This is a genomic window from Mitsuaria chitosanitabida ATCC BAA-476 = NBRC 102408 (assembly GCF_001598255.1).
Lineage (GTDB): Bacteria > Pseudomonadota > Gammaproteobacteria > Burkholderiales > Burkholderiaceae_C > Roseateles > Roseateles chitosanitabidus.
Window position 1 is genome coordinate 48,007 of sequence record NZ_BCYP01000030.1, and the last position, 25,428, is coordinate 73,434.

15 protein-coding genes are annotated in these 25,428 nt (G+C 71.6%); 8 read left to right on the forward strand and 7 right to left on the reverse strand.

Features of this window, described 5'->3' with window-relative positions:
- Positions 1-2: 2 nt before the first annotated feature.
- Positions 3-2,807, forward strand: a complete 2,805-nt coding sequence (ligD, locus tag MCHT01_RS18820) for a DNA ligase D (protein WP_067067304.1) — start codon at positions 3-5, stop codon at positions 2,805-2,807.
- Here the strand turns inward: ligD and MCHT01_RS18825 are convergent.
- Complete coding sequence (locus MCHT01_RS18825; RefSeq protein ID WP_067067306.1) at positions 2,776-6,300, reverse strand: ATP-binding protein; 3,525 nt, start codon at positions 6,298-6,300, stop codon at positions 2,776-2,778. The genes ligD and MCHT01_RS18825 overlap by 32 nt on opposite strands.
- Before the next feature lie 207 nt (positions 6,301-6,507).
- On the opposite strand from MCHT01_RS18825, the gene MCHT01_RS18830 reads away from it, so the two are divergent.
- The 3 genes from MCHT01_RS18830 to ligA all read left to right on the forward strand — a co-directional run bounded on the left by MCHT01_RS18830 (position 6,508) and on the right by ligA (position 10,752).
- Positions 6,508-7,002: a DUF4019 domain-containing protein gene (locus tag MCHT01_RS18830; RefSeq protein ID WP_067067308.1), complete on the forward strand. Its 495-nt coding sequence runs from the start codon at positions 6,508-6,510 to the stop codon at positions 7,000-7,002.
- A gap of 109 nt (positions 7,003-7,111) precedes the next feature.
- Positions 7,112-8,425, forward strand: coding sequence for a polyamine export protein PaeA (gene paeA / locus MCHT01_RS18835; RefSeq protein WP_337958224.1), 1,314 nt, complete (start codon positions 7,112-7,114; stop codon positions 8,423-8,425).
- A 179-nt stretch (positions 8,426-8,604) separates the two neighbouring features.
- Complete coding sequence (ligA, locus tag MCHT01_RS18840; RefSeq protein ID WP_067067312.1) at positions 8,605-10,752, forward strand: NAD-dependent DNA ligase LigA; 2,148 nt, start codon at positions 8,605-8,607, stop codon at positions 10,750-10,752.
- Between the two features lie 247 nt (positions 10,753-10,999).
- Here ligA and MCHT01_RS18845 read toward each other — a convergent pair whose 3' ends face one another.
- Positions 11,000-12,283, reverse strand: a complete 1,284-nt coding sequence (locus MCHT01_RS18845; protein WP_067067314.1) for an MFS transporter — start codon at positions 12,281-12,283, stop codon at positions 11,000-11,002.
- A 164-nt stretch (positions 12,284-12,447) separates the two neighbouring features.
- Between MCHT01_RS18845 and MCHT01_RS18850 the strand changes: the two genes are divergently transcribed.
- Positions 12,448-13,038 (forward strand): TetR/AcrR family transcriptional regulator, encoded by a 591-nt coding sequence (locus MCHT01_RS18850; protein ID WP_067067523.1) that lies wholly within the window; start codon positions 12,448-12,450, stop codon positions 13,036-13,038.
- On the opposite strand, the gene MCHT01_RS18855 is transcribed toward MCHT01_RS18850, so the two are convergent.
- The 3 genes from MCHT01_RS18855 to MCHT01_RS18865 are packed head-to-tail and all read right to left on the reverse strand — an operon-like array spanning position 13,001 to position 16,244.
- Complete coding sequence (locus MCHT01_RS18855) at positions 13,001-13,891, reverse strand: DMT family transporter (protein ID WP_067067316.1); 891 nt, start codon at positions 13,889-13,891, stop codon at positions 13,001-13,003. The genes MCHT01_RS18850 and MCHT01_RS18855 overlap by 38 nt on opposite strands.
- Positions 13,888-14,517: a methylated-DNA--[protein]-cysteine S-methyltransferase gene (locus MCHT01_RS18860; protein ID WP_084452969.1), complete on the reverse strand. Its 630-nt coding sequence runs from the start codon at positions 14,515-14,517 to the stop codon at positions 13,888-13,890. The genes MCHT01_RS18855 and MCHT01_RS18860 overlap by 4 nt, the downstream gene beginning before the upstream one ends.
- Positions 14,514-16,244 (reverse strand): DNA-3-methyladenine glycosylase 2 family protein, encoded by a 1,731-nt coding sequence (locus MCHT01_RS18865; RefSeq protein ID WP_067067318.1) that lies wholly within the window; start codon positions 16,242-16,244, stop codon positions 14,514-14,516. Before MCHT01_RS18865 ends, MCHT01_RS18860 begins: the two co-directional genes overlap by 4 nt.
- A 287-nt stretch (positions 16,245-16,531) precedes the next feature.
- Here MCHT01_RS18865 and MCHT01_RS18870 point away from each other — a divergent pair, with 287 nt between their 5' ends.
- Positions 16,532-17,920 carry a phosphomannomutase/phosphoglucomutase gene (locus tag MCHT01_RS18870; protein WP_067067319.1) on the forward strand — a complete coding sequence of 463 codons (1,389 nt, stop codon included), beginning with the start codon at positions 16,532-16,534 and terminating at the stop codon, positions 17,918-17,920.
- On the forward strand, positions 17,920-19,359 hold the full coding sequence (locus MCHT01_RS18875) for a 3-deoxy-D-manno-octulosonic acid transferase (RefSeq protein WP_084452973.1): 1,440 nt from the start codon (positions 17,920-17,922) through the stop codon (positions 19,357-19,359). Before MCHT01_RS18870 ends, MCHT01_RS18875 begins: the two co-directional genes overlap by 1 nt.
- 322 nt (positions 19,360-19,681) lie before the next feature.
- On the opposite strand, the gene MCHT01_RS18880 is transcribed toward MCHT01_RS18875, so the two are convergent.
- A complete protein-coding gene (locus MCHT01_RS18880) occupies positions 19,682-22,213 on the reverse strand; it encodes a GspE/PulE family protein (protein ID WP_084452975.1) in 2,532 nt (843 codons plus the stop codon).
- A 191-nt stretch (positions 22,214-22,404) separates the two neighbouring features.
- Positions 22,405-24,501 carry a M66 family metalloprotease gene (locus MCHT01_RS18885; protein ID WP_169806162.1) on the reverse strand — a complete coding sequence of 699 codons (2,097 nt, stop codon included), beginning with the start codon at positions 24,499-24,501 and terminating at the stop codon, positions 22,405-22,407.
- Between the two features lie 143 nt (positions 24,502-24,644).
- On the opposite strand from MCHT01_RS18885, the gene pcp reads away from it, so the two are divergent.
- Positions 24,645-25,283, forward strand: a complete 639-nt coding sequence (gene pcp / locus MCHT01_RS18890) for a pyroglutamyl-peptidase I (RefSeq protein WP_067067323.1) — start codon at positions 24,645-24,647, stop codon at positions 25,281-25,283.
- The last annotated feature ends 145 nt before the right edge of the window (positions 25,284-25,428 follow it).

Genomic DNA, 25,428 nt, shown 5'->3' on the forward strand with positions numbered 1-25,428 from the left:
CCATGCCGACGACCCCCCGCCAGCATCCGCTCGCGCGCTACCGGCAGAAGCGCGATTTCCGCATCACGTCCGAGCCCGACGGGGCCGAGACGCCGCGCGCGCGGCCGCGGCGCGCTCCGGCGCCCGATTCGGGGACCGCTGGGAGGACCGCCGAGAAGTGCTCGGACGAGACCTCGGCGAAGCGCGCCAAGACCGCGAGGAAAGCTGTCGGCAAGGCCTTGTCCTTCGTCGTCCAGAAGCATTGGGCCAGCCACCTGCATTACGACTTCCGGCTGGAGCTCGAGGGCGTGCTGCTCAGCTGGGCCGTTCCCAAGGGGCCGTCCTACGATCCCAAGGAGCGCCGCATGGCGATCCATGTCGAGGACCACCCGCTGTCCTACGGCGGCTTCGAGGGCACCATCCCGCCCAAGCAGTACGGCGCGGGCGAGGTCATCGTCTGGGACAACGGCACCTGGGAACCGGAGGGCGACCCGGCCCAGGGGCTGCGCGACGGCAAGCTGGTGTTCCGCTTGCATGGGCAGAAGCTGGCGGGCCTGTGGCAACTGGTCCGGACCTCGCGCGGCTCGACGGAGCGTGAGCAGTGGCTGCTCATCAAGAAGCACGACGGGCGAGAACGCGCGCATGCCGAATACGACGTGACCGTCGCGCTGCCGGACAGCGTGATCCAGCATCCGCTGGGACTCGTCGAGGAACGGGACGCGACGGGGCGCGAGGTGGCGCCGGTCGAGGCGGACCTCGATCCCGCGCTGACCGGCCCCGACCTCCGCCGCGCCAGGAAGGCCCGGCTGCCCGCGACGCTGGCGCCTCAGCTCGCCACGCTGGTCAGCGCGACGCCCCCCGGCGAGTGGGTCGCCGAGGCGAAGTTCGACGGCTACCGGCTGATGGCGCGCATCGACAAGGGCCGGCCCCGTCTGATCACCCGCGGCGGCAACGACTGGACCGAGCGGCTGCCGGCGGTGGCCGAGGCGGTGGCGGGGCTGGGCGTCGACAGCGGCTGGCTGGACGGCGAGATCGTCGTGTTGCGCGAGGACGGCGCCCCCGACTTCAACCTGCTGCAGAACGCCATCGGCCGCTCGGCGCGGACGTCCTCGCGATCACGATCCCCGGCCGGGCAGGACGACATCGTCTACTTCCTCTTCGACGCGCCCTTCCTCAACGGCCACGACCTGCGCGAGGTGCCGCTCGCGCATCGGCGCGCGGTGCTGCGCGCGCTGATCGACGGCCACGAGGACGAGCGCCTGCGCTTCAGCGAGGACTTCGCCGTGCCACCCGAGGAGATGCTCGCGGCCGCCTGCCAGATGCGCCTCGAGGGCCTCATCCTGAAACGGCCCGACAGCCCTTATGTCTCCGCGCGCAGCGACAGCTGGGTGAAGCTCAAGTGCCAGCAGCGGCAGGAGTTCGTGGTGGTCGGCTTCACCGATCGCTCCGATGGCGGGCAGGCGCTGGGCAGCCTGCTGCTCGGTTACTACGAGCCCGGGGAGAGCGCCGAACTCCGCTTTGCCGGGCGCGTCGGCACGGGCTGGTCGATGAAGCTCGCGGGCGAGCTGCACCGGCGCCTGCGCGCGATCGAGGTCAAGACGCCGCACTTCGACGAGGCCACCATCGCCCGCAGCCACTGGGCGAGGATCGCCGGCCGCGCGGGAGGCGCCGCGCGGTGGGTGAAGCCGAAGTTGGTCGTCGAGGTCGCCTTCGCGGAATGGACCCCGGACGGCCACATCCGCCATGCCTCCTTCCAGGGCGAGCGGGAGGACAAGGCGCCCAAGGATGTCGGCCGCGAGTCGCCCCAACCGGCCGAGCAGGTCAAGGCACCGTCGACCCCTGTGAAGGAGAAGCCACCGATCAAGGCAACGACATCGAGCACAGCAACGAAGGCCCCCAAGGCGTCCAGGGCGGGCTCGTCGGGCGGAAGCGGCAAGGCGGCGGCCCCGTCGTCATCCTCTGCGTCTGCGTCTGCGTCTGCGTCTGCGTCTGCGTCCGCGGCCGGGCAATTGCGCATCAGCCATCCGGAGCGCGTCGTCGACCCCTCGACCGGGCTCACGAAGATCGACCTGGTCCGCTACTACGAGAGCGTCGCCGAGTGGCTGATGCCGCATCTGGGGCGCCGCCCGGTCGCGATCGTGCGCGCCCCCGACGGCATCGAGGGTCAGCTCTTCTTCCAGAAGCATGTCGAGGGCGACGCGCTCATCGTGATCCCCGACGCGGCGACGCTGATGTCCTTCACGCAGCTCAATGCGATCGAGTTCCACACCTGGAACGCGCAGGACGACAGGCTCGACAGGGCGGACCGCATCATCTTCGACCTCGATCCCGGCGAGGGCGTGAGCTTCAAGGCCGTGGCCGAGGCGGCGCGGATCACGCGGGCCCTGCTCAAGGAGCTCGGGCTGCAGTGCTGGTTGAAGACCAGCGGCGGCAAGGGCCTGCACGTGGTCGTGCCGCTCGAGCGCCGGCACGATCACGCGACCGCCAAGGCCTTCAGCCAGGCCGTCGTGCGACACCTCGCGCAGGTCTTCCCCAGGCAGTTCTCCGCGAAGAGCGGACCGAGGAATCGCGTGGGCAAGATCTTCCCGGACTACCTGCGCAACGGGGAAGGGCAGACGACGGCCGCCGCGTTCTCGGCGCGCGCGAGGCCGGGGATGGGCGTGTCCATGCCCATCGACTGGGACGAACTGGCGGACGTGACACGCGCCGACCAGTGGACCGTCGCCAATGCGCGCGATCGCCTGAGCTTCCAGAAGGAGGACCCGTGGCGGGCCTGCTGGACCACGCGGCAGACGCTCACCCAGGGCCTGAAGATCCTGGGGCCGTGAGCAGCGGCACGCGCAGCTCGAAACTCGCACCCGTGCCGATGCCGTCGCTGGTGGCGTCGACGCGCCCGCCATGCATCTCGATCAGCCGGCGGACCAGCGACAGCCCGATCCCGAGCCCGCCTTGCGACCGGTCCAGCGTCCGGTCGCCCTGGACGAAGAGATCGAACATCGTGGCCTGCAGGTCCGGCGGGATGCCGACCCCGTCGTCCCGGATCCGGATCACCGCCATGCCGCCGTCCGACGGCGTCGGCGGCTGCTCGGCATTCACGCTCAGCTCGATCCGGCCCTCCGGGTCGGTGTACTTCGCGGCGTTGGTCAGCACGTTGGCCACGCACTGCACCAGCCGCGCCTGGTCCGCGCGGACCACCAGCGGCCGGCCCGCCGAGACCGAGAAGCGATGCCGCTTCTCGCGCATCAGGGGCTCCACCGTCTCGACCGCCTGGGCGATCACCTCCGGAAGCATCACCGGCGTCAGCTGCAGCTCGATGCGCCCCTCGGTGATGCGCGAGATGTCCAGCAGGTCGTCGACCAGCCGGGTCAAGGTCTCCACCTGGCGCCGGATGATGGCCACCATCTGCCGGGACCGCTCGTCCGGCAGGCCCAGCCGCGCCAGCACGTCGCCGGCGCTGCGGATCGGCGCGATCGGATTGCGCAGCTCGTGGGCCAGCATGGCGAGGAACTGGTCCTTCTGCCGATCCGCCGCCTCGAGCCGCCGCCGCGCCTTCAGGTGGGCGGAGATCTCCCGGAAATAGCACACCACCCCGGCCGAGCCGTCCGGCAGCGGGATGCGGTTGATCTGCCACTCGTAGGCCTCGGTCGTGCCCAGGTCGCTGCGCGCCTGGATGAACTCGGGCGTGTAGTAGGGCTCGCCCGTGGCCCAGGTCCGCGCGAACAGCGCCACGATCTGGTCCGCCAGCGGATGCCCCCATTGCCGCGCCACCAGCTCGTCGAAGCGGCGGTCCAGCAGGTCCGGCGCGTTGCCGAAGCTCGCGCGCGCCGTCGGATTCGCCTCCCGCATCCGGAAGGCCGTGCCGTCGTGCGCGACCAGGAAGACGCCCAGCGGGGCCTCGTTCAGCAGGGTCTCGAACTGCTCGGTGCGCAGCCGGAAGGCAGCCTCCGCCGCCTGGCGCATGCGCCGCAGCTCCAGCAGCGCCCCCAGCCGCGCGAGCAGCTCGCGCGCGGAGAAGGGCTTGATCAGGTAGTCGTCCGCGCCGGCGTCCAGGCCCTCGATGCGGGCCTCCTCGCCGGCCCGCGCCGACAGCAGCACCACCGGCACGCCGCCCAGCCGCTCGTCCGCGCGGATCGCGCCGAGCAGGGCCAGGCCGTCCAGCCGGGGCATCATGACGTCGCTGACGATCAGGGCCGGCGGCTCCCGGCGCGCGGCCTCCAGGGCCTGCAGACCGTCGGCCACCACTTCCACCGCGTAGTAGGGCGACAGCAGGTCGCGCAGGTAGCCCCGCATGTCGGCGTTGTCGTCGGCCAGCAGCACCCGCGCGCCGAAGTTCGGCGCGAAGCGCCGGTCCGGCGCGGGCTGGGCGCCCGTCACGTCGGCCGCCGGCGGCGCGATGTCCGGCATCGGCAGCCAGCGCAGCGCCTCCTCGACATAGGCGCGCGCGCCGGTGGTGCTGGCGGGCGCCTGCGCGGCCGCGCGCGCGGTCTCGATCCGCTCGGCGGGGAGGTGCGCCGAGCCCAGCGGCACCCGCACGCGGAACAGCGATCCCTCGCCCATCACGCTGGCGGCCTCGATGTGGCCGCCATGCAGCTTCACCAGCTCCTGCACCAGCGCCAGGCCGATGCCCGAGCCCTCGTGCGAGCGTCCCTCCGCCCCGGCCACGCGATGGAAGCGCTCGAAGACCCGCGGCAACTCGTCCGGCGGGATGCCGGTACCCGTGTCGGCGACCTCCAGCATCGCCTCCCGCGGATCGTGCCCCTGGGCGCGCAGGCGCACGGTGACCGCGCCGCGCAGCGTGAACTTGAAGGCGTTGGACAGCAGGTTCAGGACGACCTTCTCCCACATCTCGCGGTCGACGAAGACCGGCTCCGGCAGGGCCGGGCAGTCGACGACGAAGTCCAGTCCCGCCCGCTCCATCGCGGAGCGGAAGGTGCTCGCCAGATCGCGGGTCAGCGCCGCCAGGTCGGTGGCCTCGTAGCGGGCGAGCGCGCGGCCCGCCTCGATGCGCGAGAAGTCCAGCAGCGTGTTGACCAGCCGCTGCAGCCGGCCCGCGTTGCGCAGCGCCAGCGCCAGGCGGTCGCGCTGCGGCGCGTCCAGGCCCGGCGCGGTGAGCAGCTCCTCCAGCGGGCCCAGCATCAGCGTGAGCGGCGTGCGGAACTCATGGCTGACGTTGGAGAAGAACGCGGTCTTGGCGCGGTCCAGCTCGGCCAGCGCCTCGGCCCGCCGCCGCTCGGCCTCGTAGGCCATCGCATCGGCCAGCGCCGCCGCGACCTGGCCCGCGACCAGCCGCAGGAAGGCCCGCGAGGCCTCGTCGTCCGGGCGACGCGGGCTGAGGCCCGCGACCAGGAAGCCCGCCGGCTCCTTGCCCGGACTCTTGAGCGGCAGCAGCACCGCGCGCTCGACCCGTTCGGGCCAGGGCGGCAGGTCGATCCCGATCCCGAGCGCGGCCAGCGAGGGCAAGGCCTGCGCCGCCTCGCCCCCGTAGAGCGCCCGCAGCGGCCAGCCGTCCGGCGGGTCGACCAGGCTCAGCCGCGCCGGCAACTGGCCGGCGGCGCGCTCGCCCGCGCAGCCGACGCGATGGGCGTGCCGGCCGTCCGGCTCGGTCAGGTAGAGGCCGGCGAAGGGCAGGTCCAGCGGGAACTCCGCCAGCACCTCGCAGGTCCGGCGCGCGCATTCGGCGGCGTCGTCGGCGCCCACGGTGCGCGCCGCCAGGTCCCGCAGCACCCGCAGCCGGCGCTCGCCGACAACGCGGTCGGTGACCTCCGTGACCACGCACAGCATGCCGGTGACCCGCAGCGCGTCGTCGTAGGCGGGGCTGTAGGAGAAGGTGTGGTACGTCTCCTCGGGGAAGCCGCTGCGCTCGAGGAACAGCAGCAGGCCCTCGTCCCAGGTGGCCTCGCCGGTGGTGAGCACGTGCCGGATGCGGCTGTAGGCGGCGTCCCAGACCTCGGCCCAGACGCGCTCCGAGCGGGCCCCCAGCGCCCATTCGCGCTTCAGGCCCAGCGTCGGCAGGTAGGCGTCGTTGCACAGGAAGGTCATCTCCGGCCCCCACGCCATCCACATCGCGTAGCGGGAGTCCAGCATCATCCGCACGGTGGTCTTGAGCGACCGCGGCCAGCCGTCGGGCGCGCCCAGCGGCGTGGCGGACCAGTCCAGCGCGCGCATGCGCTCGCCCATCTCGCCCCCACCGTCCAGGAAGTGCCGCCACTGCGGCGGGGCGACCGGCGCGATCGCGCCGGCGGCGTCGGTGCTGCCGTCGACGCCGGTGGCGGGGCGGAGAGGCGGGGCCGTGGCGTCATTGCCGGCGGGCTTGGGAAGCATCAGGGCGGAGTCCTCGAGGCAAAGGGGCGGGACGGCGCGGGGCAGTCTACAAACGCCAAGCAAGCGGCGGACCCGGGACGACCCTCGCCGAACACGGCGACGGCGCTCGCCGGCGGGCACCTCGCGGGTGGGCTGTCTCGGGAACGACATTTGCCAAGAGCACACTTCGCCCGATCGCCCGGATCGGGCATGACAAGAGGAGGTGCCATGAGAAAGACTCACCTGATCACGCCCGCCAACCTGAGCGCGGCCTGGGCCGCGGCCCTGGCCCTGGCCATCGCGCTGCCGGTGTCGGCGCAGACGACGCAGCCCCCGGCGGCGGACGCCAGGTCCACCCCCACGCCGCAGGTCACCGAGGCGACCGATGCCGCCACCAAGTCCGCCACCGCCTGGCTGCGCCAGATCGACGGCGGCAAGTATCCCGAGAGCTGGGACCAGGCGTCCAAGAGCTTCCGCGACGAGGTGGCGCGCAACGACTGGAACGCGGCCCTGACGTCGCTGCGCACGCCGCTGGGCGCGCCGACCACGCGCACGCTCAAGTCCGCGCAACTGACCCGCGAGCTGCCCAATGCGCCGCCCGGGGAGTACGTGGTGATCCAGTTCGACACGGCCTTCGAGAAGAAGCCCGCGTCGGTCGAGACGGTGGTCGCCATCCGCGATCCCGACCGGAACTGGCGGGTGACGGGCTACTTCATCAAGTAGGTCCCGACCGCGATGAGCCGGTGGCGCCTCCGGGTTCTCCCTCGACGCAGCGACGCGTCGACCCGGAGGCGCTCGTTACACTGGCGGCTTCCGCATTCCGAAAGCCGCCTTGAGTTCCAGCCTGCTGCTCATCCTGTTGCTGATTTCCGCCAGCGCATTCTTCTCGATGGCGGAGTTGTCCCTGGCCGCGTCCCGGCGGCTCAAGCTCCGCCAGCTGGCGGACGAGGGCGACCCCCGCGCCGCCCAGGTGCTGAAGGTGCAGGAGCAGCCCGGCCACTACTTCACCGTCGTGCAGATCGGCGTGAACATGCTGGCCATCCTGGCCGGCGTGGTCGGCGAGGGCGCCTTGACGCCGCACTTCGAGACCCTGCTGCGGCCGCTGATCGACGTCGACACCGCGCAGCGCGTGGCCTTCGGCCTGTCCTTCGCCTGCGTGACCATCCTCTTCGTGGTGCTGGCGGACCTGCTGCCCAAGCGGCTGTCGATGAACGAGCCCGAGCGGGTGGCCATGGTCCTGATCCGGCCCATGCTGCTGCTGACCACCGTGCTGCGGCCGGTGACCTGGGCGCTGAACCTGGTGTCGGACGGCCTGCTGCGGCTGCTGGGCCGGCCGGTGACGCCGGACAACACCATCACCCATGACGACATCCTCGCGCTGGCCGCGGCCGGACAGCAGGCGGGCGTGCTCGCCGCGGCGGAGCAGCAGGTGATCGAGAACGTCTTCGAGCTGGAGACCCGCACGGTCGAGTCCTCGATGACCTCGCGCGAGCGCATCGTCTACTTCTCGCTGGACGACGACGAGGCGCTGGTGCGCACGCGGATCGCGGACTCGCCGCACTCGACCTACCTGGTCTGCGATCAGGAGATCGACCGGGTGGTCGGCTATGTCGACGCCACCGACCTGTTCCAGCGCGTGCTGCGCGGCGAGGTGATCTCGCTGCGGGCCGAGCCGGCGCTGATCAAGAAGGTGCTGATCGTCCCCGACCGGCTGACCCTGGCCGAGGTGCTGACCCAGTTCCGCCAGGCCCATGAGGACTTCGCGGTCATCGTCAACGAGTACTCGCTGGTGGTGGGCGTGATCACGCTGAACGACGTGATGAGCACGGTGATGGGGGCGATGGTCTCCACCGACGAGGAAGAGCAGCAGATCATCCGCCGCGACGACGGCAGCTTCCTGGCCGACGGCATCACGCCGATCCCCGACGTGCAGCGCGCGCTGGGCGTGGACGACTTCCCGCACCACGGCCAGTACGACACGCTGGCCGGCTTCCTGATGGTGATGCTGCGCCGCATCCCCAAGCGCACCGATGTCGTCGAATGGCATGGCTGGCGCTTCGAGGTCGTCGACGTGGACAGCCACCGCGTCGACCAGGTCATGATCGCGCGCGTCGCCCACGCGCCGGCGGCCTCGGACGCGGACTGAGGCGTCCCCCGTTTCCCGTGCATCGCGGCGCCCAGGGCGCCGCGTCTCGTTTCCGGCCGCCGCGGGCGATCGACGGCGCCCGCCAGGTCCCCGCGAAGCCCTCGCGCGGACGATGCCGGACACATCGCTGCTGCCATCTGACGGCCGGCGCGACGGTGACGCTGAGCCACAATCCGCGGATGACTTCCGCCTCGTCCGCTCCCTCCGTTCCCGCCACCGCCGAGCTGGCCGCCACGCGCGCCGCCGAGCTCCGCGAGCAGCTGCACCACCATGCCCACCTCTACTACGTGCTGGACGCGCCCGCGCTGCCGGACGCCGAGTACGACAAGCTGTTCCAGGCGCTGCAGGCGATCGAGGCCGCGTATCCGGCGCTGCTGACGCCGGACTCGCCGACGCAGCGGGTCGGCGGCCAGGTGCTGGACGGCTTCGTGCCCGTGCGCCACACGGTGCCGATGCTGTCGATCCGGACCGAGACCGACACCGAGGCCACCGGCGCCGAGGCCTTCGACGCCCGCGTGCGCCGCGAGCTGGACCTGGCGCCGACGGCCGCGCCCATCGAGTACGCGGCCGAGCTCAAGTTCGACGGCCTGGCCATCAACCTGCGCTACGAGCACGGCGTGCTGACGCAGGCGGCCACGCGCGGCAACGGCGAGACCGGCGAGGACGTCACGCAGAACGTGCGCACCATCGGCCAGATCCCGCTGCGCTTGCACGGCGAGGCCGCGGCCGGCATCGCGGTGCTGGAGGTGCGGGGCGAGGTCTACATGCGCCGCGACGACTTCGAGGCGCTCAACGAGCGCCAGCGCGAGGCGAACGAGAAGACCTTCGTCAATCCGCGCAACACGGCGGCCGGCGCGATCCGGCAACTGGATCCGGAGCTGGTGCGGCAGCGCCCGCTGAGCTTCTTCGCCTATGGCCTGGGGGACGTGCAGGGCTGGGAGATCCCGGCGACGCACAGCGCCATGCTGGACGCGCTGCAAGGCTTCGGGCTGCCGGTCTGCGCGGACCGCGCGGTGGCGCTGGGCGCGGAGGGGCTGGTGAAGTTCCACCGCGAGATCGGCGAGAAGCGCGACGCGCTGCCCTTCGACATCGACGGCGTGGTCTACAAGGTCAACAGCCGTGAGCTGCAGCGGCGGCTGGGCTTCGTCTCGCGCGAGCCGCGCTGGGCGGTGGCGCACAAATACCCGGCGCAGGAGCAGGTGACGCGGCTGGACCGCATCGACATCCAGGTCGGCCGTACCGGCAAGCTGACGCCGGTGGCGAAGCTGGAGCCGGTCTTCGTCGGCGGCACGACGGTCAGCAACGCGACCTTGCACAACGTCTTCGAGCTGCGCCGCAAGGGCGTGCGGGTTGGCGACCAGGTCATCGTGCGCCGCGCGGGCGACGTGATCCCGGAGATCGTCGGAAGGATCGCGCGGGTCGCCAAGGCCGACGAGGCCGCGGCGGATCTCGCCGGCGCCGAGTCCGTGGCCGAGCCGTCCCGCAACCCCTACGTCCCCAACTTCCACATGCCCAAGGCCTGCCCGATCTGCGGCAGCGAGGTGGTGCGGGAGAAGGGCGGCATCGACCACCGCTGCAGCGGTGGCATCTTCTGCCCGGCGCAGCGCAAGCAGGCGCTGCTGCACTTCGCCGGTCGCCGCGCGATGGACATCGAGGGCCTGGGCGACAAGATCGTCGACCAGCTCGTGGACGGCGGCATCGTGACCAACCTGCCGGGGCTCTACAAGCTCGGTGTCGCCAAGCTGGCCGAGCTCGAGCGCATGGGGGAGAAGAGCGCGCAGAACCTCTTCGACGCGCTGCAGAAGAGCAAGTCCACGACGATGGCCCGCTTCCTGTTCGCGCTGGGGATCCGGCATGTGGGCGAGACCACGGCCAAGGACCTGGCCAAGCACTTCGGCAACATGGACGCGCTGATGGCCGCGACCGAGGAGCAGCTGCTCGAGGTCAAGGATGTGGGGCCGGTCGTGGCGCGCAGCGTCCACGCGTTCTTCAAGGAAGAGCACAACAAGACCGTGGTCGAGCTGCTGCTGGCGCAGGACATGATCTCGTTCCCGCAATCGGAGGGCGCCGCGGCGGCGCCGACCGGGCCGCAGCCGCTGGCCGGCAAGACGCTGGTGCTGACGGGGACGCTGCCCACGCTGTCGCGCGACGAGGCCAAGGCGCTGATCGAGGCCGCGGGCGGGAAGGTCAGCGGGTCGGTGTCGAAGAAGACCAGCTTCGTGGTCGCGGGCGAGGAGGCGGGCTCCAAGCTCGACAAGGCGCGGGAGCTGGGGGTCGCGATCGTCGACGAGGCGGGGCTTCAGGCGCTGCTGGCGGCGCTGGAGTGATTCGGGGAGACCCTCACCCCCGCCCTCTCCCGCAAGCGGGAGAGGGAGCAAGAGGGGCGCGCTGACTCGCTCCGTAGCGGCAGAGCACTGGCGGATCCTTCTCCCGCTTGCGACAGAGCGCTGGCGGATCCTTCTCCAACTTGCAGCAGAGCGCTGATGGCTCCCTCTCCCGCTTGCAGGAGAGCGCTGATGGCTCCCTCTCCCGCTTGCGGGAGAGGGCAGGGGTGAGGGTCTTCGGGCTCCTGCCTCAAGCGCCTACCGAAGCGCCCTTGCGCCGGATCACCATCGCCATCACCGCCGCCAGCAGGCAGGCCGCTCCCGCCACATACAGCGCGGGCGAGTAGCTCAGCAGCAGGCTGCGGCTCAACCCGGCGCCGTAGGCCGCGACCGCCGCGCCGATCTGGTGGCCCGCGAAGATCCACCCGAACACCATGCCCACCTTGGCCGCTCCGAAGCGCTCCGCCGTCAGGCGGACCGTCGGCGGCACGGTCGCGATCCAGTCCAGCCCATAGAACACCGCGAACAGCGACAGCCCGTAGAGCGTGAACTCCGCGTTCGGCAGCCACAGCAGCGACAGCCCCCGCAGCGCGTAGTACCAGCACAGCAGCTTGCGCGCGTCGTAGCGGTCGCTGAGCCAGCCCGAGGCGATGGTGCCGATGAAGTCGAACATCCCCATCATCGCCAGCACCGAGGCCGCGGGCACCGCGGCCAGGCCGTAGTCGCCGCACAGCGAGATGAAATGGGTCTGCACCAAGCCGTTGGTCGACAGCCCGCAGATGAAGAAGGTCCCGAACAGCAGCCAGAAGGTCGGCTGCGTCGACGCCTCGCGCAGCGCGGCGAAAGGTGTCCGCCAGGTCACCGGCGCGGCCGGGGCCGCGGGCGCGGCGGCCGTCGCGGGATCGGCGCCATAGGGCGCCAGTCCCACGTCCGACGGCCGGTCGCGCATGAACAGCAGCACCAGCGCCATCACCGCCAGGCACAGCACCGCCAGCGGCAGCAGCGGCGAGCGCCAGCCCCAGTGCTCGATCATCCAGGCGGCGATGGGCAGGCAGATCAGCTGGCCGGTGGCGGCGCTGGCCGTGAGGATCCCCATGATCAGCCCGCGACGGGTCGCGAACCAGCGGTTGGACACGACCGCGCCCAGCACCAACGCGGTCATGCCGCTGCCCACGCCCAGCATCACGCCCCACAGCAGCACCAGCTGCCACAGCTGCGTCACCAGCCCCGCGAGCAGCATGCCGCCGCCGACCAGCGACAGCGCCGTCGCCACCACGGCCCGCACGCCGAAGCGCTCCATCAGCACCGCCGCGAAGGGCCCCATCAACCCGAACAGCGCGAAGCGCAGCGCCAGCGCGGACGAGATCTGGCTGGTCGACCAGCCGAACTCCTTGGCCAGCGGCTGCAGCATCGCGCCAGGCAGCCCCAGCGCCGCCGACATGAACAGCATGGTCAGGAAGGTCAGCCCGGCGATCACCCAGCTGAAGTGAAGACCTTGATGGGTCAGGCGGCGGGACAGGGCGGGTGCGAGCATGGCGACCTCACGGGCGGCGGTCAGGCCGGCCAGTTTTGATGACGGTCGGCATCGTAATCGCAAGCCCCGCCGGTCGCTCGAATTTGATGATGACCATATTCAAAACCATGCCTTCGCCGGAAGTTGGCGGCCCAGGCGAAGTCGGCGATACGATGACGTCCATCATGAAAGTCAGCAAGGAACAGTCGGCCGCCAACCGGCAGGCGCTGGTCGAGGCCGCCTCGCGTCTGTACCGGGAGCGCGGCATCGCCGGCGTCGGTCTGGCGGAGATCGCGCGCGAGGCCGGCTTCACGCACGGCGGCTTCTACGGGCGTTTCGCGTCCAAGGAGGAACTCGCGGCCGAGGCCTGCGATCAGGCCTTCGAGGGCGCGCTGGGCAAGCTGTCGGCGCAGTTCGAGCGCCACGGCGGCGACCTGACGACGCTACTTCGGCGCTACTTCGGCGCGACGCATCGCGACACGCCCGGCGCGGGCTGCCCGATGACCTCGCTGGCGGTCGACGCCGCGCGGGAGGGCGGACAGCTCGGCCAGTCCATGAGCCAGGGCATCGACGCCTATCTGCGGGCACTGGCCATCCACCGGCCCGACGGGACCGTCGTCGACGAGCCGACGCCCGAGGACCAGGCCCGCGCGATCCGGACGCTGACGACCATGGTCGGCGCCGTCGTGCTGGCGCGCGCCTGCGGGCAGGGCGCGCCGGGGCTGTCGGATCAGATCCTCAGGACGTCGCTCGAGCAGCTGACGACGGGAGCTTGAGCACGCCCACCGCCAGCGCGGTGCCCACCAGCACGACCAGGCAGCCCAGCGCCATGCTTGCGCTCAGGGTCTCGCCCAGGAAGATCCAGCCCCACAGCAGGCCGAAGACCGGGATCAGGAAGGTCACCGAGATGGTGTTGGTCGGGCCGACCCGCTTCATCAGGCGGAAGAACAGGATGTAGGCGATGCCGGTGCACAGCAGCGCCAGCAGGGCGACCGCGCCCCAGGCATGCGCGCTGGGCAGCGCGGCGGGCCGCAGCGTCCAGGCGGGCAGGGCCAGCAGCAGGGCGGCGGCGAACTGGCTGCCGGTGGCCACCGCCAGCGGGCTGGCGCCGGACAGGTAGCGTTTGGTCGCGCTGGCGGCGACGCCGTAGCTCAGCGCGGCGATCAGGCAGGCGACGATGGCGAAGCCGCTGCCGCCCGGCTTGAACGAGGCCTTGTCCCAGGCCAGCAGCACCACGCCAGCGAACCCCAGCGCCAGGCCCACCAGCCGCGAGCCGTCCAGCCGTTGCCCGAACCAGGCCCAGGCGACCAGCGCGCCCCACATGGGCGTGGTGGCATTCAGGATGCTCGACAGGCCGGCGTTGATCGACAGCGCGGCGAAGCTGAACAGCGCGAACGGGAAGGCGCTGTTGAGCAGGCCCACCAGCAGCAGGCCCTTCCAGTGGGTGCGCAGGTCGCCGAGGCCCTCGCGCAGACCCAGCAGCGGGATCAGGAAGAGCGAGGCGCCGGCCACCCGCACCGCGGCGGTGGCCACCGCGCCGAACTCCGGCGCGGCCAGGCGCATGAACAGGAAGGACGCGCCCCAGATGGCGGCCAGGACCAGCAGTTCGATCAGATCGCTTCGCTTCACGCGGGTACCTTTTGCGGGTTGGGCGAGGCGCGTAGCGTATCCGGCAACCCGCCCTCGATTGTCAGCAGGGCCTCCTTGCGGTGCAGACCGCCGGCGTAGCCGGTGAGGCTGCCGTCGGCGCCGACCACGCGGTGGCACGGGATCAGCACCGACACGGGGTTGCGACCCACCGCCGCGGCGACCGCGCGGACCGCCTCGGGCCGGCCCAGACGCGCGGCGAGCTCGCCATAGGTGATGGTCTCGCCCGCCGGGATCGCCAGCAGCGCCTGCCAGACGGCCTGCTGGAAGGGCGTGCCGCGCGGCGACATCGGCGGCAGGGCGGGCGACTCGCTCCGCGACGCGTCCCGCGACTTGCCGGCGAAGTAATCGCGCAGCACGGCCACCGTGTCGCGCAGCAGCGGGTCGGCGTCGTCACGCGGGGCGTCGACACCGCCGGGGTGGTACTTCTGGCCCTCGAACCAGAGGCCGGACAGGCCCTGGTCATTGCGGGCGACCAGCAGCGGCCCCAGCGGGGTGGCGGTCTCGGTCCAGGCGGTGTGGCGGGGCGCGGCGCGCGAGGCGGCGGCCCGGGGGGACGCCGACACGGGGGCGGTGCCGGGGCGGGCGGTGGTGCGGGGTGTCTTCATCGCGTCATCTCCTTTTTCATGGCGGCGGCGGAACGGCCCGCCTTGGCCGCGGTCCTGGCGGCGGCCCGGGCCTCGCTGGCGGCGGCGCTCGCGGCGGAGGCCTCGCGCCAGAGCTGCAGCACGGCGTAGCTGCGGTAGGGGGCGAAGTGCTCGGCGGCGGCGATCAGCTCGCGCGGCCGCAGCGGGGTGCCGGCGCGCTGCTCCAGGCATTGCTTGAGCACCACGTCGCCGGGCAGGTAGGCGTCGGGCCAGCTCCAGCCTCGCATCAGCATGTAGTGCGCGGTCCAGGGGCCCAGGCCGGGCAGGGCGGCGAGCTCGGCGATCGCGTCCTCGACCGTGCCGCGGCCCTGCGCGAAGGCCAGGGTCGGCCATTGACGGGCGAGATGGATCAGCGCCTCGGCGCGGCGCGCCGGCATGCCCAGCGAGGCGACGTCGTCGACGGTGGCGGCGGCCAGCGTGGCCGGCGTCGGGAAGACGTGGGTCACCCCGGCTGGCGCGCCGAGCGCGTCGGGCAGCGGGACGCCGAACTTCGCGATCAGGCGCGTGGCCAGCGTGCGGGCGGCGGCGACCGTGATCTGCTGGCCCAGCACCGCGCGGATCGCCAGCTCGAAGCGGTCCAGCGAGCCCGGCAGCCGCAGCCCCTCGGCGGCCGGGCCGAGCGTCTCGCCCAGCGCGGCGGCGATCGCCTGCGGATCGGCGTCCAGGTCCAGCCAGCGCCTCAGCCGCGGCATCAGCTGCGCGATCGCCGGCCACAGCGAGGCGCTCAGCGAGAGCCGCACCTGCGCGCGCTCGGCGCCGTCGGGGCTCAGCCGGATCGACACCCAGCCCAGCAGATCGTCTTGACCGGCGCGGACCAGGCGCACGCTGCGCGACAGCGTCAGCGCCGCCACGTCGACCTGCTCGACGCCCGGCACCGCACGCGCCGCGAGGAAGCTCAGCAGCGCCGTGCCGAGCAGCGGCGGGCGCAGGTCGAGGCGCAGTTCAGCGGTCTCGAAGACTCCCGCGCCAGGGGCGTGGGACGGGGGGCGGGCCGTGCGTTCGCCGTGCTCGTCGGTCGCGGACGTCGCGAGCGGCGACGCCGCGAGGGCGGTCGCTGTCGGGCCGGGGGCGGGCGGCGCGGAGGCCGACGTCCTGCCGCCGGGCTGGTCGCTCTTGCTGCCCTTGCGCAAGGCGGTCGGGCTCAGCCGGTAATGTTCCTGGAAGGCGGCGTTGAAGCGGCGCAGCGAGGCGAAGCCGGCGGCCAGCGCCACCTCGGCGATGGGCAGGCGGGTATCGGTGAGCAACTGTTTCGCCAGCAGCAGACGGCGGGTCTGCAGGTATTGCAGCGGGGCGACGCCATGCACGGTGGTGAACACGCGCCGCACATGGCGCTCGCTCACGCCCAGGTGGGCGGCCAGGGCGGGCAGCGAGGCGTCCTCGGGCGCGCATTCGTCCAGCCAGCGGGCGGCCTCGCGGGCCAGCACCTCGGCGGCGTCCATGGTGCTCCAGGGACGTGCGGCCGGCGCCAGTTCGGGGCGGCATTTCAGGCAGGGGCGGAAGCGGGCCGCCTCGGCCAGCGTGGCGCTGGGGAAGAAGCGGCAGTTCTCGCGGCGCGGCGTGCGCACCCGGCAGATCGGGCGGCAGTAGACGCCGGTGGACGTCACGCCGACGAACCATTGGCCGTCGAAGCGCGCGTCGCGCGCCAGCAGCGCCGGGTAGCAGTGTTCGGGGTCGAGCAGGAAGTCCATGCGACGAATCATAGGAGCCGGTCCCACCCCCGGCTGGCCGTTTTCGGACATGTCCCTGACGCGGTCCCCGGCGCCTCGCGCGAGGCCGGCGGATCGCGTGGCGACGAGGCGGCGAGCGCTTGCGGTCCGGCCCGGGGGGCGGCGCCCTGGTCCGACATTTGCCCCCGTGCACCGGGTTACACGGGCACCTCACGAGCCCTGCCTACAATCCGCCCAGTTTTTCGAGCCCGCCGGGTCGCCGCCGGGCCGGATCGTCCCGATTCACTCCAATTCCTACAGGGAAGCACATGCAAGTTCACGCATCCATCTTCAAGGCCTACGACATCCGCGGTGTCGTCGGCACGACGCTGGACGAGGCGCTGGCCGAGCACCTCGGCAAGGCCTTCGGCACGGAAGCCGTCAAGGCGGGCGAGAAGGCCGTGGCCGTCGGCCGCGACGGCCGCCTGTCGGGCCCCTCGCTGGTGGATGCGCTGATCCGTGGTCTGAAGTCGACCGGCCTGGACGTGGTGGACATCGGCGCCGTCACGACCCCGATGCTGTATTACGTCGCCGCCACGCGCGGCAAGCATGGCTGCAACTCCGGCATCCAGGTCACGGGCAGCCACAACCCCAAGGACTACAACGGCTTCAAAATGGTCCTGAAGGGCGCCGCCGTCTACGGCGAGCAGATCCAGGAACTGAAGCGCCGCATCGAGGCCGAGGACTACGTCGCCGGTGAAGGTCGTGTCGCCTCGATGGACGTGGTGGCCGAGTACACCCACCGCATCGTCACCGACGCCAAGCTGGCCCGCCCGATGAAGATCGTGGTCGACAGCGGCAACGGCATCCCGGGCGCCACCGCCCCGGCCATCCTGCGCGCCCTGGGCTGCGAGGTGGTGGACATCTTCTCCAAGGTGGACGGCGACTTCCCCAACCACCATCCGGATCCCTCGCGTCCCGAGAACCTCGAGGACCTCAAGCGCATCGTGCACGCCACGGATGCCGAGCTGGGCCTGGCCTTCGACGGCGACGGCGACCGCCTGGGCATCGTCACCAAGGACGGCACGATGATCATGCCGGACCGCCAGATCATGCTGCTGGCCGCCGACGTGCTGACCCGCAACCCGGGCGCCGAGATCATCTTCGACGTCAAGTGCTCGCAGCGCCTGGGTCCGTGGATCGAGGAGCACGGCGGCAAGCCGCTGATGTGGATGACGGGCCACTCGCTGGCCAAGGCCAAGCTGAAGGAGACCGGCGCGCCGCTGGCCGGCGAGCTGTCGGGCCACATCTTCTTCGCCGAGCGCTGGTACGGCTTCGACGACGCGATGTACACCGCCGCCCGCATGCTGGAGATCCTGTCGCGCAGCGCCGACCCGAGCCAGGTCCTGAACGACCTGCCCAACAGCGTCAACACGCCTGAGCTGAACGTCCCCTGCAAGGAAGGCGAGCACCACGAGGTGGTGGCCAAGCTCAAGGAGATCGCCGAGTTCCCGAACGCCAAGGACATCGTCACGATCGACGGCCTGCGCGTCGAGTACGACGACGGCTTCGGCCTGGTGCGCGCGTCCAACACGACGCCGGTGCTGGTGCTGCGCTTCGAGGGCCACACCCAGGAAGCGCTGGAGCGCATCCAGAAGGAAGTGCTGGCGCAGCTCAAGCGCGTCAAGCCGGACATCACCTTCACCTCGGGCCATTGATGGCCACGCCGGGCGGTGAGGCCCGCCCGGACGGCGCCGCCGGGTCCGGTCGGTCCGGCGCGCCGGATTCGGGGACGGGCCGGGTGGTCGCGCCGGCGGTGCCGGTGACGGCGGGTGCCTGGCCCCCGCCGTCCGATTCGTTCCAGGAGCGCTTCGCCCGGGGCTTCTTCAGCACCGTGCTGCGGCTGGGAACGCCGGCCTATCTGCTGCGGCTGTTCCTGCGCGGCCGGGTGGAGCCGCTCTATCAGGCTCACCTCGGCGAGCGCTTCGGCTTCGGCCCGGCGATCGCGCCGGGGGCGGTCTGGGTGCACGCGGTCTCGCTGGGAGAGACCCGGGCCGCCGTCGCGCTGATCGATCAGCTGCGACGCGATCGGCCGGGGATGCGGCTGCTGCTCACGCACACGACGGCGACCGGTCGCGAGGCCGGCCGCGCCTTGCTGCGCGAGGGTGACGAGCAGCGCTGGCTGCCCTTCGACACCCCGGGCGCGGTGCGCCGCTTCCTGCGCCGCACGAAGCCCGCCGTGGGCGTGCTGATGGAGACGGAGATCTGGCCGAACGTGCAGCACGAGTCGCTCAAGGCCGGCGTGCCGATGGTGCTCGCCAACGCGCGTCTGTCGGCGCGCAGCCTGCGCCGCGGGGAGAAGTTCAAGGCCTTGCTCGCTCCGGCGGCGCGGACCTTGCGTCTCGCGCTCGCGCAGTCGGGCGAGGATGCCGACCGCCTGCGGCAAGCCGGCGTGCCGGACGTGCGCGTGTGCGGCAATCTCAAGTTCGACCTGCAGCCTGACGAGGTCCTGCTCGCGCGGGGCCGCGCCTGGCGCGCCGACCTGGACCGTCCGGTGCTGATGCTGGCGGTCTCCCGCGAGGGCGAGGAGGCCGCGATGCTGGCCGCCTGGAAGGCGGCCGAGGCGCAGCGCCGGGCCGCGGGCTCGCCGCTGCTGCTGATCGTGCCGCGGCATCCGCAGCGTTTCGACGAGATCGCCTCGATGGTCAGCGAGACCGGGCTGACGCTGGCGCGCCGCAGCGCTTTCGGCAGCCACGAGCACGCCGTGCCGCCGCTGAGCGCGCGGGTGGCGGATGTGTGGCTGGGCGACTCGATGCGCGAGATGGCGCTGTATTACGGCTTGGCCGACGTCGCGCTGCTGGGCGGCTCCTTCGAGCCGCTGGGCGGCCAGAACCTGATCGAGGCGGCCGCCTGCGGCGTGCCGCTCTTCATGGGACCGCACACCTTCAATTTCGCCGAGGCGGCGGAGCTGTCGCTGGCCGCGGGCGCATCCAAGCGCGTGGACGCGTTGCCGACGGCGGTCCACGAGGCGCTCGCCTTGCTCACGCGGCCGGCGGATCGAAGCGCGATGGCGCGTGCCGCTGCCGATTTCGCGACGGCCCATCGTGGCGCGGCTGCACGGATGGCGGCGCCGATCCTGGCTTTGGCTAGCGCCTGATTCCTGTGATCGATGGTGGTCGGGCTCGTGTGGGCGAAGTCCCCCGGGAGGGGGCGAGCGTCCGGATCAGATGGCGACGCGCGTTGAGCGGTGGGCGAGTCGAGCGGACGCGAGCGAGCGTGTAGAGAGAGGCTGGCCAGTTGGCAGCAGGGTGGCGTGGGGTGAGGGCATCGTCGGAGGAGTCTCGGAGCGGAGTGACGAGCGACGACTGCCGGCCAGCGAGCGCATATGAGCGTCGTCAGAGCCGTTTTGCTTCCTTTGTCGGCTGACAAAGGGAGTCGCCCGCCGGGGCGAAATCCCGGCGGGCTGTGGCGAACAGCGGCTACTGGTTGCTGGTGGCCCGAACCTCGCCGAGCGTGGTGACGCCTTGGAGGACTTTGGTGATGCCGTCCTGACGCAGCGTGCGCATGCCTTCGGACAGGGCCTGATGCATGAGTTCCTCCGCCCGTGACCCGGTCTGGATGAGGCGACGCAAGGTGCGGCTGACCACCAGCAGCTCGTGCACGCCGGCGCGGCCCTTGAACCCGGTGTTGTCGCATTTCTCGCAGCCGGGGCTGTGATAGTGGAGGAGGTTGGGCTGGCCGAACTGGCCCTTCCATTCCGCGAGCACCGCGTCCCGTTCAGGCCGGTGCTCCGGCTTGAACACGTGCAGGTAGTCGTCGAGCAGCTCGTTGAGCGTGGCCTCCGGCATGGGTTCCGACTTCCGGCAGGCCGGGCAGATCCGCCGCACCAGCCGCTGCGCGAGCACCGCCAGCAGCGAGTCCGCGAAGTTGAACGGGTCCATCCCCATGTCCAGCAGACGCGTGACCGTTTCCGGCGCGCTGTTGGTGTGCAGCGTGGACAGCACCAGGTGGCCGGTCAGCGAGGCCTCGACCGCGATCTCGGCGGTTTCCTCGTCGCGGATCTCGCCGACCATGATCACGTCCGGGTCGGCCCGCAGGAAGGCGCGCAGGGCCTTGGCGAAGGTCCAGTCGATCTTGGGGTTGACCTGGACCTGCCGCAGCCCGGACTGGGTGATTTCGACCGGATCCTCGGCCGTCCAGATCTTGCGGTCGGGCGTGTTGATGTGGGACAGCACCGAGTGCAGCGTCGTCGTCTTGCCCGAGCCTGTCGGGCCGACGCACAGCACCATGCCGTAGGGCCGCGACGCGGCTTCCTTCAACTGCCTGAGGTTGGACGGGGAGAACCCCAGCTTCTCCATGGGGATGGGCTTGGCCGACGCCAGCAGCCGCATCACCACGTCCTCCAGGCCGTTGTTGGTCGGGATCGTCGCGACCCGCAGCTCCAGCTGGTGCTGCGGCGAGAAGCGCGCGAAGTTGATCTTCCCGTCCTGCGGCTTGCGGCGCTCGGAGATGTCCAGGTCGCACATGATCTTGATGCGCGCGATCATCGCGCTGCGATACGTGTGCGGCAGCTCCAGGTGGGGTTGCATGACCCCGTCCTTGCGGAAGCGGATCTTGAGCTTGTCCTTGCCCGGATGGGTCTCGATGTGGATGTCCGACGCGTTCTGGTTGTGCGCGTCGATGATCATGCTGTTGATCAGCCGCACCAGCGAGTTGTCGCTCTGCTCGATGGGCCGTTCTTCCTCGCGCGCGACCTCGCGGGCCTGCTGCTCCTGGCCCTCGCGCTCCAGGGTCTCGATCAGCTTGTCCGAGCTGTCGAGCTCGAAGTCCATGGTCAGGGCGGGGAGGCCGGACTCGCGGCTGGCGATCGGCTGACCGCCGAAGCGCTCGTAGGCGGTCGGGATCGCGAACTGCAGCGATCCGAGCCGCGCCAGCGCCGGCACGACCTTGAGCTGGGTGATGAACTCGACCTCGTCGATGCAGTCGCGCCGCGTGGGGTCCTCCATCGCGACGATGAGCTTGCCCTCGCGCAGCACCAGCGGCAGCACCTCCAGTCGCCGCGCGACGGAGAAGGGCAGCTTGCGCACCGCGTCCGGCTCGATCGCGAAGTTGTCCGCGTCGACCAGCGGGTAGCCCATCTTGCGGGCGAGCGCGGACTGCAGCTGCGCGCGGGTCACGATGCCCTTGCGCACCAGCAGCTCCCCCAGCGGCACGGAGCGATCCTGCTTCTGCTGCTCGAGCGCCTCGTCCAGCTGCGCCTGGGTGACCAGCTCCAGCGCCAGCAGCGCCTCGCCGATGCGCACCATGGGCATCTTGGCCTGCTGCTCGATGGCGAGCATCAGCTGCTCGGCGCTGACGATCTGCTGGGCCACCAGGATGTCGCCGACGCGGCGATCGCGCAGCTGGCGCTGCTCGTTGACGGCGTCCTGGACCTGTTCCGACGTCGCCACTTCCTCGCGCACCAGCAGGTCGCCGATGCGCTCGCCGACCTCGAAGCTGGCCAGCACCTCGCGCGGCACGAACATGCAGCGCACCCAGTCGCTGGTGTCGCTCACCGGCGGGAAGAGGAACAGGCCGAGATCGCTCTCGTGGTGGCCGATGGTCGTGCCCTTCTGTTCCTCGCCGCCCTGGTAGACGAGCCGGAACTCGCTGCGCGGGCGCTGGTCCAGGGTCAGCGGGTCGCCGACCTGTTCCGGATCCTGGGGCGGGACCTCGATCGCGTGCAGCAGCTTGAGCGCCTTGAACTGCGAGAACTTCAGCGGCATCGCGTTGCGCGCCGGCGGGACCACCACCTGGGCCAGGCGCTCGCCCGGCACCATCAGGATCACCTTGCCGACGGCGCGGCTGCCATTCAGGCCGAGGATCTCGCAGGCGAGCGGCTCGCGCTGCGGCTTGGGTTGGGGATAGGCGGCGAAGGGCGGGGTCGGCCACTCGAACAAGGGCGGCTGCTCGGCCGGGGTGAGGCCGGGCTGGGCGTACGGCCATTGGAGCGGCGCGGACGGGTCGGACATGTAGGCGGTCTCCGCAGGGGGGGCGTTCTCTGACAGATTCAAGCCGGGAGGGTAACCCGTTTGTGAGGGTGCAACTACCCGGATAAGCAGGTGGCGTTCCCGATTGAATCCGCAGAGCCCTCCCGAGGGCGGGGGGGCAAGACCTGGACACGGGTCCCGGTCCGCCCCGCCGTGTCGCCGGAAGCCGGCCCTCAGAGCACGCGCGACGCCAGCACGCGGGGGCTGGCCGGCAGGCCTTCCCAGGCCATCGGCGTGTCCAGCAGCTCGATCCTGGTCAGCGCCTTGTCGCCGGGCACCTGGATCGCGAAGAGGCGGAAGCTGTCGCCGTTGAGCGGGTCCGAGGCCGTCGCCGCCGGCGTGCCGCGTGCCTGATTGAACGGGCGGAATCCGCCCTGCAGGAGGCGATGTCGCACGGTGCCGTCGGCGTAGGTCAGCCGCAGGGTGAAGTCGCAGCCGCCGTTGCGGCAGAACCAGTAGTTCGTCGAGGTGTCGGGGACGATGCTCGCGCGGTCGGCGGCGGCGCTCGGGTCGATGCCGCGCGGCAGGTTGCCGGTGAAGCTCAGCGGGGGATAGATCTGGGTGACGCCCGAGACGTTGCCGGGGTCCGCGTTGCTGAGCGTCAACACGATCGCATGGACCGGGACGTCGCGCTGCAGGGCCAGACCGCGGTCCAGGCCCCACAGTCCGCCGGAGGTCGTTCCGGTCGGGGCCTCGATCCAGCGCTTGTCGAGGGTGTCCCACTGCTTGAAGCCGCTGGCGAAGGCCGCGTCCGCGACGATCCGCCCGCCCGGCACGTGGTTGCCCTTGCTGTCCACGGTGGTCGAGCCCTCCAGGTAGCGCTGCATGACCGCGGTGCTGAAGTCGGAGAAGGTGGCGTAACGGAAGCCGGCCGCCTGATCGCCGGCGCCGCTCTGCATCGGGTCCTGCTTCACGCAGCGGCCTTGGGCGTCCAGGGTGCGGGGCTTGCCGCCATAGGTGGCGGACTTGCAGTTCGCGTAGGAGGAGGCCGTGGTCGGCACGAAGGGGGCGAGCAGCGTCTTGCGGCCGGTGTCGACGCCCCAGGCCGAGCCGTTCAGGCTGCCCCAGGCATAGGGGTAGCGGCCGGCGTCGAAGGCCTCGCCCACGTGGGGCAGACCGAAGGCGTGTCCCTGCTCGTGGACGAAGATGCCGGTATAGCCCTCGTCCCCCGCGCCGACGCTGCCGCCGCCCAGGCCCCCGCCGGGACCGTGGTACTTGCCGGCCGAGTCCAGCGCCAGCAGGGGCGCGTAGTACTGGACCGCCATCGGGCCCTCGCCGTTGGCGTTGCGCAGCGCGCCCAGCACGCCGAGCACCCCGGCCAGTCCGGCGAAACCGTCCTTGTAGTCGCTGGACGAGCGCGCCACATAGGCGGGCTGCGCCTGGCCGGCGGCGTCGCCGCGCGGACCGATCACCAGGGTCGGCCACATCGCGGCGCGGGCCGGGTGCTTGACCGCGTCCAGCTTGGCGACCGGCCATTTGGCGAGCAGCTCCGCGACCGCGTCGGTCGGCGGCGCGGCGGTGACCGACAGCGGCCGGCCGGTGTTGGTCTCGTTGGCGCCGAACAGATAGAAGGGGAGCACGCGCAGCGTGAACGGCATGTCGGCCCCGACCTCGACCGGGCGCGCGTCGCCGGCCCCGTAGTTCGCGGCTTTCACCCGGAGCGTCAGCCCGGGCCGCAGCCACGCGGCCGGAAGCAGGGCGCTGTGCAAGTCGGTCGCATAGACGGGGCCGTTGGCCTCGGTCGGCGGGAGCTGCGCGGGCGGGTTCAGCGCGATCGTGCCCAGCGACTGGCCGTCGACCCGGCCCTCGATGACGGGCTGGCTGGCATCCGCCGCGGACAGGCGGACCAGGGCGAGCGCCTCGCGACCGCCGACCAGATGCAGCGATTCGGTGGCGTTGGCCGGGGTCGGCGGCGCCCAGGCGCGGGAGCCGTCCGGCAGCAAGTGCGTCTGGCCGACCTCGAGCCGTTGAATCCCCAGGACGGTGACCGGCGTCGTCGGCGTGGTGCCCGTGCCTGAACCCGTACCGGAGCCAGCGCCCGTTCCCGTTCCCGTGCCTGTACCCGTACCCGTACCCGTGCCGATCGTGCCTGTTCCAGTCCCCGTGCCGATGCCGGTCTCTGGCCCGCCACTGGCGGTGTTGTTGGTGGTCGCGCTGTCACCCGAGCCGCCACCGCAGCCAGTGATCAACGTGGCCGCGGCCAGGGCGACGCAGGCGCGGGCGAGGGAATGACCAGCGGGGCGGATCACCGGGGACAGGTGTTGAGGCATGGAGCGGCGAGGACGCGAATCGAAAGGCGCGAAGTCTCCCTGCGGGGACAGGGAGGGCCATGACTTCGACGGGTGAGAGTCTGCTCATCCGGGTAAGCAGTGTTGCGGGATGTGAAGGGGTGGCCGCCGCTAGACTCGCCGCCATGAAGAAAGTGCTGCTCACCGGCTTCGAGCCCTTCGGCGGGGAATCCGTCAACCCGTCCTGGGAACTGGCGCGCGCGCTCAGCGGCGAGGTGATCGGCGGCGCGAAGGTCGTCGCGGTGCAACTGCCCTGCGTGTTCGGGGAGGCGCTGCGGCAGCTGGACGAGGCGCTGGCGCGGGTCCGGCCCGTGGTGGCGCTGGCCATCGGGCAGGCGGGCGGGCGCTGCGACCTGTCGCTCGAGCGGGTCGCCATCAATGTGGACGACGCCCGAATCCCCGACAACGCCGGTGCCCAGCCGGTCGACGAGCCGGTGGTGCCGGACGGCCCGGCGGCCTACTTCACGACACTGCCGATCAAGGCCATCGTGGCCGGGCTGCGCGCGGCGGGCTATCCGGCCTCGGTGTCCCAGACGGCGGGCACCTTCGTCTGCAATCACCTGTTCTACGGACTGCAGCATCGGCTCCAGGGCGAGCCCGTCCGCAGCGGCTTCATGCACATCCCCTACCTGCCCGAGCAGGCCGCCCATCATCCCGGCGCGCCCAGCCTGCCGCTGCCCACGCTGGTGGCGGCCACGCGGCTCGCGCTGGAACTGGCGGTCACGGCCGACGAGATCCGCATCGGCGACGGCCAACTGGACTGAGCCGACGAGACGACCTGACGTCTTGGCGGCTCGACGCCCCGACGACACGCCGACACGACGTCCCGACGACACGCCGACACGCCGACACGCCGACACGCCGATACGCCGATACGCCGATACGCCGATACGCCGACGCGGCGGTCTC